General features: G+C 39.7%; 10 protein-coding genes. 1 reads left to right on the top strand and 9 read right to left on the bottom strand.

What is annotated here, in order from left to right:
• Positions 1-142: 142 nt before the first annotated feature.
• From Q9M50_05195 to Q9M50_05155, 9 genes are all read right to left on the bottom strand, one after another.
• On the bottom strand, positions 143-1375 hold the full coding sequence (locus Q9M50_05195) for a glycosyltransferase family 1 protein (GenBank protein ID MDQ7090024.1): 1233 nt from the start codon (positions 1373-1375) through the stop codon (positions 143-145).
• Positions 1375-2262 (bottom strand): GDP-mannose 4,6-dehydratase, encoded by an 888-nt coding sequence (locus tag Q9M50_05190; protein MDQ7090023.1) that lies wholly within the window; start codon positions 2260-2262, stop codon positions 1375-1377. The genes Q9M50_05195 and Q9M50_05190 overlap by 1 nt, the downstream gene beginning before the upstream one ends.
• Before the next feature lie 16 nt (positions 2263-2278).
• Positions 2279-3313, bottom strand: coding sequence for a GDP-mannose 4,6-dehydratase (gene gmd / locus Q9M50_05185; GenBank protein MDQ7090022.1), 1035 nt, complete (start codon positions 3311-3313; stop codon positions 2279-2281).
• A 153-nt stretch (positions 3314-3466) separates the two neighbouring features.
• Positions 3467-5047 carry an ABC-F family ATPase gene (locus tag Q9M50_05180; GenBank protein ID MDQ7090021.1) on the bottom strand — a complete coding sequence of 527 codons (1581 nt, stop codon included), beginning with the start codon at positions 5045-5047 and terminating at the stop codon, positions 3467-3469.
• Positions 5048-5234: 187 nt separating this feature from the next.
• Complete coding sequence (locus tag Q9M50_05175; GenBank protein MDQ7090020.1) at positions 5235-7553, bottom strand: hypothetical protein; 2319 nt, start codon at positions 7551-7553, stop codon at positions 5235-5237.
• A 192-nt stretch (positions 7554-7745) separates the two neighbouring features.
• A complete protein-coding gene (locus Q9M50_05170; GenBank protein ID MDQ7090019.1) occupies positions 7746-9146 on the bottom strand; it encodes a hypothetical protein in 1401 nt (466 codons plus the stop codon).
• A 104-nt stretch (positions 9147-9250) separates the two neighbouring features.
• On the bottom strand, positions 9251-9448 hold the full coding sequence (locus tag Q9M50_05165) for a DUF6447 family protein (protein MDQ7090018.1): 198 nt from the start codon (positions 9446-9448) through the stop codon (positions 9251-9253).
• 74 nt (positions 9449-9522) lie between these two features.
• The gene (gene pqqC, locus Q9M50_05160) at positions 9523-10248 is read right to left on the bottom strand and encodes a pyrroloquinoline-quinone synthase PqqC (GenBank protein ID MDQ7090017.1); all 726 of its coding nucleotides are present in this window, start codon (positions 10246-10248) and stop codon (positions 9523-9525) included.
• Positions 10249-10307: 59 nt separating this feature from the next.
• The gene (locus tag Q9M50_05155; protein MDQ7090016.1) at positions 10308-10541 is read right to left on the bottom strand and encodes a sulfurtransferase TusA family protein; all 234 of its coding nucleotides are present in this window, start codon (positions 10539-10541) and stop codon (positions 10308-10310) included.
• Between the two features lie 69 nt (positions 10542-10610).
• On the opposite strand from Q9M50_05155, the gene cysG reads away from it, so the two are divergent.
• The gene (cysG, locus tag Q9M50_05150; GenBank protein ID MDQ7090015.1) at positions 10611-11990 is read left to right on the top strand and encodes a siroheme synthase CysG; all 1380 of its coding nucleotides are present in this window, start codon (positions 10611-10613) and stop codon (positions 11988-11990) included.
• The last annotated feature ends 176 nt before the right edge of the window (positions 11991-12166 follow it).

The raw sequence follows: 12166 nt of genomic DNA, 5'->3' as shown, positions 1-12166 counted from the left end.
ACGTTGTTCGCTTCTACCCACGTCTTCTATTTCCTCGACAATATTTTCTATATCTAATTTTTATAATTAACCTGTCTGCAACAATAAAGCGTGCTGTTTTGTCCATGCGATAATATCATTTTAGACTTAACCTTTCATTTGTTTACTCTGCTATTTTTTTATAAATCGCAATCGTTTGCTCAACACACCGCGTCCAAGTGAATTGTTTAGCCCGCTCCAAACCTGCTTTAATGGTTAAGGCCCGCCATTTATCATCCGTTAATAACTTAACCATCCCTTGCTGAATAGCCTCTACATCATTAGGGGCAACTAAAAGTCCTGTCTCGCCAACAACTTCAGGAATAGATGAAACATGGGTTGTTAAAACAGGGATACCACTTGCCATTGCTTCCAAAGGTGGCAATCCAAAACCTTCATAAAAAGGCACGAAAACAAACGCTCTCGCTCCTGCAAATAAATAAGGTAAATCTTCATTCGAGGTATACCCTAAGTGAATTACGTCTCCTTGTTTCACTAGTTCTGTAATCTTGTTTTTAATTTCTTGATTACGCCAACCGTCCCCCCCCACTAAAACTAATGGATAGTCTTTTCGCAAAGCGGGATCTAATTGCATATACGCGACTAATATCGACAGGATGTTTTTACGAGGCTCAATGGTTGAAACCGATAATAAATACTGTCCTGCGATTAATTTATGTTTTGATAAAATAGGGGCTAATTCAGCCTTAGAGCGAGGGTGATAACTTTCATCCACCCCTAATAAAATCGTTGAAACACGGTCAGGTTCCACGCCCATCTGAGCAATCAATTCTTTGCGTACAAATTCAGAATCCGTCACAACATGCGCCGCTTTTTCTAAAGTCATTTTTAAATGTTTCTTTAAATGCTGTACACGTTCTTTAGGGTGATATTCTGGGCAATGAATAAACGATAAATCATGAACCGTAGTCACACTCGGCCCATCAAAGGGTTTTAAAATATAGTTAGGCTCATGATAGATCGCGCCTTTGATCGTTTTAGCCTTTCGATGAAACATAGCCGCGTTATAACGGGCATACAATTGATAAACGAATGGCAACGAGCGTAAAACGGCGGTTTTTAAAAAAGGAATCGACGCTAAAAACTGTCTTAATGGACTGCGGGGTGCTTGAGGTAATGAGTCAATTTCAGTAGCATCCCTAGTTTCAGCTGTTTGCTCATTAGCAACAGATTTTGTTTTAACAAATTCAGAGCTATCAATCCACCGAAGTCCGCCAAAACATGAAACCTTATCAACGTCATCACTTTTTAACAAACCTTCTAATAAGTATTGGGTATAACGTCCAATCCCGCCACTGGGCTTTAATAAACTTTCAACATTGAGAATAATGTGCATTAATCGTTCCCTGCTAAATACATCCCGCGTAAGGTTTCAACAAAAGGAATGGAAGGAACTACTCTTAATAAGTCCTGCATTTTTCGATTATCCCCACAGAGTATTTTAATTTCATTTTTACGTACAAAATCAGGATTAACCGTTACCTCAATTTCATAACCTGCAAGGGTATTCATCCACTGAATCATATCGGCTAATGTCACCGTATTGCCCGAACAAAAATTAACCACATCCGATTGCACGGAGGATTCAAACAAATTGAAATAGGCGGTGGCTATATCACGCACATCAGAAAAATCACGCGCAACGTCTAAATTTCCCAGTTCAATGGTTTTTTTATTTTGAGCATAATGACTAACAATCTTAGGAACCAGAAATTTTTTATCCTGCCCGACTCCCGTGTAATTAAAGGGTCTGACGACGGCAATAGGAAAACGTTCGTACCATGTTTTTACCATTGCCTCCATCGCCAATTTACTTGCCGCGTAATGACTAATCGGGTTTAAGGGCATGGTTTCCGAAACAACATCAACCGTTGGATTGCCATAAACATTCGCACTGCTGGCAATAATGATTTTTTCAGGATTTAATCCAGCGGTATCAACCGCTTGTAATAGATTAGTTGTGCCAACAGTATTAATTTGATAAAACGCACTTTCATCCCCATGCGCGACAAATGACATCGCGGCTAAATGGATAATTCCTGTTGGTTTTGTTTGTACCATTAAATCATTAACGGCTGTTTTATCGGTTAAATCACATTGTACCTCATTTGCGTGAGGTTGGGTTGTGACACTACGAATGACCTTATAACCCGCATTTTCAAAATGATTCGCGACATACACCCCTGTAAACCCACGGCTTCCCGTAATTAAAACTGTTTTCACACTTTATCCCTTAATTTTAGAAAGAAAAACCTTGTTTGTTACGACGTAAATCCGCCTCAACCATCATTTTACAAAGCTGCTCTAACGTGGTTGTCGGTTCCCACCCTAGTTTCTCTTTAGCTTTGGCTGGATTACCAATTAATAACTCAACTTCCGCAGGACGGTAAAATTTTGGATTCACTTGGACTAAGGTTTTACCCGTGGCGGTATTCACGCCAATTTCTTGCTCATTCTCACCTTGCCATTCAATATTAATATCGACCGCTTGACAGGACATCGTAACAAAATCACGGACAGTTTCAGTTCGGTTAGTCGCTAACACATAAGTATCAGGCTCATCGGCTTGAAGCATTAAATACATGCCTTCAACGTAATCTTTGGCAAAGCCCCAGTCACGTTTCGCATTCATATTGCCCAATTCTAATAAGTCGTGTTGACCTAATTTAATTTTAGCCATCGTATCGGTGATTTTACGGGTAACAAATTCTTGTCCCCGCAATGGCGATTCATGGTTAAACAAAATACCGCTGGTGGCAAAAATATCGTAAGACTCACGGTAATTAATCGTCATCCAATGAGCATATAATTTGGCCACCCCGTAAGGACTACGCGGATAAAAAGGAGTCGATTCTTTTTGTGGAATTTCTTGAACATTACCAAACATCTCAGAGGTTGAGGCTTGATAAAAACGACACTGTGGATTAACAATCCGAATCGCTTCTAATAAATGCACAGGCCCTAAGCCTGTGATTTCTGCAGTTGCTAATGGTTGATCGAAGGAAACCCCGACAAAACTTTGGGCTGCTAAGTTATAAACTTCGCTGGCTTCCGTATTTTCAAGTAAACGAATGCTTGAACTTAAGTCCGTTAAATCATATTCGACTAAATGTAAATTAGGGTGATTTTTAACGCCTAATTCTTCAATACGCCAAAAATTAACCGAACTGGTCCGTCTGTAAGTTCCATAAACTGTATGCCCCTTATTTAAGAGTAACTCCGCCAAATAAGCGCCATCTTGCCCTGTAATTCCCGTTATGATTATATTTTTCACGCAATAAAACCTGTTTGTTAAACAATAAAATGGTTGACATTGTAACATGGTTTAAAAATTTAACGGTTTTCGAGCAATGCGGTGCTTATGTTAAAAATCGCCAAAAAGACGATTTTAGTCTGCTAAGTTATTAATTTTACGCTTTATTTCGGGTTACTGTGAAAGTAAGTAGTCATCATAACGGCCCTTAAAATCAATAATTTCTGTGGGGGTAATCTCAATAATACGTGTCGCCAGTGAGGAAACAAATTCGCGGTCATGGCTGACAAAAATTAAGGTTCCAGGGTAATTTTCAAGGGCTAAGTTTAATGACTCAATCGACTCCATGTCTAAATGATTTGTAGGCTCGTCTAATAGCATCATATTGGTACGCTGTAGCATTAACTTACCAAAAATCATCCGACCTTTTTCACCCCCTGATAAAACGCTCACCTTTTTATGAATATCATCTTGAGAAAATAATAATCGCCCTAATGTTCCTCGAATCGCCTGATCGTCATCACTTTTTGATCGCCATTGCTCCATCCAGTCAAATAAGGACATATCAGTGGCAAAATCAGCCCCATGATCTTGCGCACAGTAGCCTAGTTCTGAGTTTTCAGACCATTTAATCTGTCCTGAATCCGATTCAAGATCCCCTGCGAGACATTTTAATAAGGTCGTCTTACCCACACCATTTTGCCCAATAACCGCAACGCGTTCGCCAACTTCAATGGTTAAATTAACGTTTTTAAGTAAATCAGATTCATAACCTTTAGTCAGCCCCTCGACTTCTAAGGCTAATCGATGCAGTTTTTTAGATTGTTCAAAACGAATAAACGGGTTTTGACGACTCGAAGGCTTTATTTCAGCCAAATCAATTTTAGCGAGTTTTTTAGCACGGGAGGTCGCTTGTTTCGATTTTGAAGCATTGGCTGAAAACCGACTGACAAAGGCTTTTAAATCCGCTATTTGAACTTGTTTTTTAGCATTTTCAGACTGTAATTGCTCAATAACCATCGTTGAGGCGGTCATATAATCATCATACGACCCTGGGTAAAGGCGAATTTCCCCGTAATCTAAATCGGCCATGTGCGTACAAACACTGTTTAAAAAATGCCGATCATGCGAGACAATCACCATCGTACAATTACGCTCGTTTAAAATCCCCTCTAACCATTGAATGGCATGAATATCAAGGTTATTGGTCGGCTCATCCAGTAACATGATATCGGGATTTGAAAATAAAACCTGCGCTAATAACACCCGTAATTTCCAACCGGGGGCCACTTGACTCATTAAACCGTAATGTTGCGCTTCAAGAATACCCAATCCCGCTAATAACTCACTGGCTCGCGCCTCCGCCGTATAGCCATCCATTTCCGCGTATTCCGACTCTAACTCACCCGCTCGCATTCCTTCTTCTTCGGTCATTTCAGGATTGGCATAAATAGCGTCCCGCTCCGATTGTATCGCCCATAATTCTTCATAACCCATGATGACCGTATCAATAACACGACAGTCTTCATAAGCAAATTGATTTTGGTTTAATTTACCTATCCGTTGATTAGGGTCTTTGGCAACATTTCCCGAGGTGGCCTCTAAATCACCGCCTAATATTTTGATAAAGGTTGATTTTCCGCACCCATTCGCGCCAATCAAGCCATAGCGATTACCATTACCAAATTTAACTGAAACGTTTTCAAACAAAGGTTTTACGCCAAATTGGATCGTGATATTTGCAGTTGTGAGCATGTTTTATTCCAAATAGAGAATCAAGCGATTGTAAGCGTACAATCGTTAAAAAGGGGGATAATTATACGCGTTTTCAATAACATTCGTTGACTATTGTCGTTAAATTTAAACGTTAAAAAAACAACGAAGAATTCAAGCGCGGTTCTTCTAGCCATTAAGACTCTTTAGATCCCGCGCTTCCAACTCATTATTGACGGGAAGGAACCAACGATTTAGGCTTATTTTTTTCAGCCGCTCGACGCAATAGTTTATTCAGCATTTCTGAGTGCATTGTGTCATTCAGCACTTTTTCTGAGCTCACTTTTTGCCATAACTCGGCATTACTCATTTCTTTATGACAAGCCATACAGACTTGAGTCCGTTCCATTTTGTCGCGCTGTGCTTGGGATAAAGGCCCCGTTAATGGCCAATGCGAACCCACGGTAACGAGCTGTTTACCTTCGCGAGTAATAATTTGTGATAAATCCCATTGTAAATCAGGAATCGCGGGCATTTGTACTTGAGCATTCGCAGGAATTATTTGGCCTGTTGCGGTTTCTAACTCAATGTAACGCGGCTGACTCATACTTGTAAAACGTCCGCCCTCAATCCCATAACCCAACGTTTTTGGATTATTATGACAACTTTCACAGCTTCGGGCTTTTCGTCCAGTCGTATGCGGTTGAACAGCGGCCATATCTAACCCAGGCCCTTCCGGTGTATTCCATATTTTGTTTTTAACAACGGTTTTACCGTCTTTATCAATTACCGTGGTAATCACCTGACAACCTGGCATCATCGGGGTCACGCGCCCTTCCCCATTAATGCCTAAAATAGGCGTTTCCCAGCGTAAATAAGATCTTGTTTCAGAAACTTTCCCTTCACTGTGATTCTTTTTGAGATTGGGGTCTTGAACTAAACCGTCGTCACCCAATGAATTAGCGGTTTTAATCCAATCAACACTGGTTTTTCCTTTTGAATAATCAACGGTAATATGGCAGCCGTAACATTGAGGAACCCAATCGGCATGACACGCATAACATTCCATATTCTCTAAATGCCCTTTTACTTGTGCCATCGCAACATGACCGTCTACGGACTTCCAGCTCTTATCCTTACTGATTTGTTTCAATATCGGTATTTTAAAATCTAACCCCGATGCGGAGTGAATAATAACCTCTTTACCTTTTTTAACGACATTTCCGAATGGGTTTCCACGAGCGGTTAATAAATATCCCTGTTCAGGTTCATAAACCGTTCCCCATTTCATATAATCAGGAAGTTTTTGAGCCAAACCCCGTGCTTTAGTGGTTAGTTTTTTATCAAACTCCTCACCATAACCCAACGGTAATTCCCATGGGAATTTATCAGGGGTGCCATGACAATCGGAGCACTCAATTTCAACTTGCGCGAGTGTGGTTCCTGCAATGTTACCATCGCCGTGTATATCAATTGAAGTATGACAATCCTGACATAATAATCCCCCTTGAGGATTTCCTTCACGACTGACCATTTGATGATGTAAATCATCTTTGATGAATAAATATTTTTTAGTATGCAAGGGCGGTTGTTTTTCACCTTTATCATTATAAGGACCACCATAAGGAAACTCCATTAAGCCTTGATAACTCACACCAATCCGCTTACCTCGGTTATGACAAGTATTACAGGTTTCGGAAGGAATCCCTGAATAATTAACCTTTCCGACCTTAACTTTAGATTTTCGCGTCGCCTGAAGTTTATGAACTAAAAGATGTCCTGCTTCCTTTTTATTAATCGTTGGATCATTACCTTCATATAAGCCTTCATTACTGTAGGGAACATGACACGCACTGCAACCTGCTCCGCGATAATCACCCCGCCGTTTACGTCCATTTGAGCCGACATGACAACGCTGACATTCTTGTCTGGAATAGGTAATACCCGCCCGATTCGGATGTTTTGAAATAGCATTAACATCCACATCAGGGACTTGTTTAAGTTCATTGGGAAATTGGTCAGGATGGGCGGCGATCATGTCTACCATATACGCTTTATAAGCATCCGTTCCAATTTCAGGAATAGAGCCATCTTCATCCTTAAGGTTGTAATTACCCCATACGACTTTCATGTCATTTTGAATCCCCCAACTCCAAAAATTTCCCTGTAATTTCCCTGCTTCGGTGTTCATTAACGATTTTTTAAGGCGATTAGCAACCCCTTGATGACACTGCCCACAGGTAAACTCATTAATCCATATACTTCCTGGATCAGGATAAAATAGTTGAGGGCCAGCGGATTCTTTCAAGCGTGCAGGTGAACCTTGATGAGCTTGTTTTTTAGTGGTGGCTTGAGGTGTTCCGCCATGACAAATAACACAACCTCCAGGGTCTCCATAAGGTTTTGCCATCCCTTTAATCGTGGTCATCATTAAACCATCGGTAAAGGCTTCAATGCCTTGATGACAAGAAAGACACCCTTGTTGATTTTTAGGCGGTGTTTTTAGGGGGAGATCATTGGCTGCTAAGACGGGGTTAAAGCAAACCAAAATGAACCCTACGATTAAATAAAGAAGAAGTTTTTTCATGGTGACTATGTTAACGCAGTCCTTATGCCGATAAAAATAATAAAATAATTAAGGTATAAGAATTTAAGACCTCAACTCACCCAACCCGTTTTTATTTTACAGACTATTTTCAGACATTTTTCATCACTTACGTTTAAGGTAAGATGAAATAGTTTAGTGATTCGAGCTAACGGTTATCATTGTTTTAAAGGGTTCAAATCCATTTTCTTCAAACCAACAAATATTTTCTTTAACCAAGGTTAAAATTAAATAATAAGACCCTACCTCCAAAGGGGCGGATACCTGCATAGTCGCGGTTAATGATTGCCCATGAGGTAGACCTAAGGTAGAAAAAGAGCTTCGTAACCCTTCAAAAATAAGCATCTCGCCTGATTTTTGTTGCCAATGATAGGATAAATAACTGGGGTTAAGTCCTTGTGATAGCCAATTAAAATCACTGTCATTGAATAATTCAATGGTTAATAACGTTTCCTTCCCCGCAATCAGGGTGTCAGGAATCGCCACGCCTTCAAGCCTTCCGATAAACGGAGGACAGGTTAATTCATCATCCGTTTTAACTTCGGGTACAAGCGGGGGGGTAAATTCACGCGGGTTACAAATAACCTCAGCGATCGAATCCATAAAATCGGATGAAAATGTAGGGCTTATCTCGGTAGCTTGATTTTTTTCAGCGGCTATAAACGCAATTGAAAAATTTTCCCGTAAATAATCACTATGCTCATTTGCATTAGAATAAACATCCCTTAATTGTTCAGAATTTAGGGTATACGGTACCCCTTTAATTTTTTGTAAAATAGAGGCATATCGCCAACTAAATTCCGCTTCAGGAATCTGCTCTTGTTGACAACGTGTGCGTAACGCTTGCGCAATGCTAATCGCTTCATAACAGAGCGATCTATTTTCACCAGCGGTCGATAAATTTAAAGCCTTTGGATCATTAAACTTAATTTGTTCAAAAAAATCCTGTCGAACATCGCCAGCGACTAATTTATTTTTGGAAAAATCACGAACAATCATGTTTTCTTTTCCAAAAATAGAAACAAATTTTTCACAAATAGGCTTGTAAAGCTGAATCGGCGCATTTCCCCACAACGCACTCATACTAATTGCTCGCTGACTCACCGCACTGATCGCATAAGACACGGGTTCACGACAATAAAGAATAATTTTAACTTGCTTGCTAATACCCTGTAAGTAATCGCGCATTTTTTCAAGAGTTTCACCCTCTAAAAAGGCAAAACCTTCATAGGATAACACCATCGTTTTAGCATTTGTTTGTTGAATTTTTTGTTCTAAATTACGAATATAATTTCTATCTTCGGATTGAATAACCGCCAATGCCTTCTGACTGCGACCAATGGCTTGATTATAGGCATAAGTTTTTGGATCCTGATGAAAAAAAGAAGCAAATTCAGCGTGCCAAACCGTATCAGGCGTAACAGGATAAAAAATACGAGCTGAACTTAAATGGGCCGCATTTTCACAGCAAGCAAATTGAATCGCTTTAGAACCTGTTTTATCAAGTCCTATATGCAAATAAATAACATCGAACATAAAAAATTATCAGGTTAAAGGATCAGAAGGGATTAAGGGCGAGAACTCGCCCCCGAATTAGGCCACATAAGGGGGTATTTACCCGCCTTATGTGATTATTAGCATTACTCAGGAAGTAAGTCTTTTAACGCGTTTTGATACGCTAATTTAGCCGTATTGGTAATCGCTAATTTTGCATTTAATCGTGCAATTTCAGTTTCAACAAATTGTAAGCTTTGAATTTGTGCTTTCGCATCATCACTTAAATCACTAAAAAGATAGTCTTTACCATCAATATTTACTTTTGCGGGGGCCTCTGCCATGGTGAATCCTTACAGTTATAATTAAAATATGAACTTCTAATATTGGAGCATACCTTTGATTTTTCAATAGGGATTTAGTTTTCAACGTTAAAATAAGGCGGCTTATTGTTAATGTACGCCATATACATCGCATCGGCCATTGACCATAAGACATCTAATTTAAACTGTAAAATTTCAACCATTCGCTGTTGTTGTTTACGCGTTTGATACCAATCTAGCGTAATTTCTAACCCATGCTCAACATCTCGACGGGCTTCTGATAACCGTTTTTTAAAATAAATATAGCCTTCATCATTAACCCACGGATACATTTCTGGCCAATAACTTAAACGTTGTTGATGAATTTTAGGGGCAAACATTTCGGTTAACGACGAACTGGCCGCCTCATGCCATTCTGCCCGTCGAGCAAAATTAACATAGGCATCCACCGCAAAACGTACCGCAGGTAAAACATGCTCTAAAGACGTGACTTCTTCACGGGTTAAACCGACGGCAATTCCTAATTGTATCCACGCTTCAATACCACCTTCATCATCAGGATGGCCATCATGATCTAAAATTCGTTGAGTCCAAAGAGACCGCGTTTTACGGTCAGGGCAATTGGCTAAAATATTAGCATCTTTAATCGGAATCATAACTTGATAATAAAAACGATTCGCCACCCACCCTTGTAATTGCTTTTTAGTGAGTTTACCCTCATTCATCAACGTATGATAAGGATGGTGGATATGATAATATTTTTCCATACTGCGTAATTCGGCTTCAAATTCTTCGCGTGTCCAAGCGGGTTGTTCACTCATGGTATAAACCTTTCGTAATTTGTGCGTTTAAAGATAAATTTTTTAACAGGGCAAGTCTCTTATTTTTTTTTAATATAAAAAACTTGCCGGCCGTCCTCTTTTTTTAAAAATTCAAGTAAGTGATGACCCGATTGCTCGCTATAAACCCCAATATCCAAATGAGCCGCAGGATCGGTTGCTGTCATTTTAATCACCTCTCCTTGTTCAATCTCAAGCAATGCTTTTTTCAGGCGTAATAAAGGCAGCGGGCAATGTAATCCGATCGCATCCACTTCTAAATTAAATTCAATCATATTTTTTCTCAACGCTTAAAACAAGGCTTATAATAGCATTCTCAGTAAAAATTAAAAATGATAACAACAATGGACTATTTCCCTATTTTTTTAAGCTTAAAGCAACAACCTTGCCTTGTTATTGGCGGAGGTGAAATTGCAGCGCGTAAAATAAAATTACTCGTAAAAGCCGAGGCTAAGATTACCGTCATTGCTGAACAATTCTGCGATACCGTAATGGCAATGGAAAAAAAACAAAACCTCACCTTGTTAAAAAAAACATTTGCTGCAACGGATATAGAGACCTATCGTCTGGTGATTTCCGCAACCAATAATAAATCATTAAATCAAACCATCGAAAAAATTTGTACTCAAAAAAATATCCTCGTTAATGTCGTTGATAACCCTAAATTATGTAGTTTTATTTTTCCCGCTATTATTGATCGCTCACCCGTAATTGCAGCGGTTTCTACTGGAGGGGCCTCCCCTGTTTTAGCCCGCTTATTAAGGGCAAAAATAGAAACCGTTATTCCCACTCAATTTGGACAACTGGCTCAATTAGCTGAAAAATTTAGAGAAACGGTTAAACAACACATTACCCACGCGCCTCAACGACGAATTTTTTGGGAAAAAATATTACAAGGGGCAGTCGCTGAATTAGTGTTTACAGGTAATACAAAACAAGCCGAAACGTTGTTTCAACAACAGTTAAAAAATTGTGATAACGCAAAAGAAAAAGGAGAGGTTTACCTTGTCGGCGCAGGCCCAGGTGATCCCGATTTATTAACGTTTAGAGCCTTACGTTTAATGCAGCAGGCGGATGTGGTTGTTTACGACCGCTTAGTTTCTCCTGAAATTTTAGAACTCGTTCGTCGTGATTCCCAACAAATTTATGTCGGCAAACAGCGTGATAATCATAGTTTACCGCAAGCGTCCATTAACGAACTCCTCGCAAAATTAGCAAAACAAGGGAAGCGAGTTGTGCGTTTAAAAGGAGGGGATCCGTTTATCTTTGGTCGGGGGGGGGAAGAAATTGAAACGCTCATGGCACAAGATATTAGCTTTCAAGTGGTTCCAGGGATTACAGCCGCCTCTGGCTGTGCAACCTATGCGGGAATCCCACTGACCCATCGAGATCATGCTCAATCCTGTACCTTTGTCACAGGTCACCTTAAAGACGGATCAATTAACCTAAATTGGCAACAACTGGCGGCCCCCAATCAAACGGTTGTTATTTATATGGGATTAATGGGATTAGCACAAATTTGTGACCAATTAATTAAACACGGTGCTTCCAAAGATCACCCCATTGCGTTAGTTCAACAAGGGACAACCCCGCATCAACACGTTATTACAGGAACGCTAGAAAGCTTACCCGAAATGATTAAAAATAAAGAAATAAAACCGCCGACCTTGATTATTATCGGAACCGTGGTCAGTTTGCAACAAAAACTTGCGTGGTTTAAATAGACTAAAATTCAGTAAGGGTTCAGCTTTATTTAGTAAAAATAGCCCTGTATTACACAGTAAAATCAATTAAATTTAAGCGACAACAACAAATTAATTATGAAAGCTGTTGAATTTATTTGCTAAATTATCTATTATTGATCGGTTTATGCTAGAACGGGGCTATCCCCCATTTAACA

The organism is Methylococcales bacterium, from assembly GCA_030949405.1.
In the GTDB taxonomy this organism is placed as follows: Bacteria; Pseudomonadota; Gammaproteobacteria; order Methylococcales; family Methylomonadaceae; genus WTBX01.
Note: the sequence above shows the minus strand (reverse complement) of the source record. Positions and strands in the feature narration are given on the sequence as shown.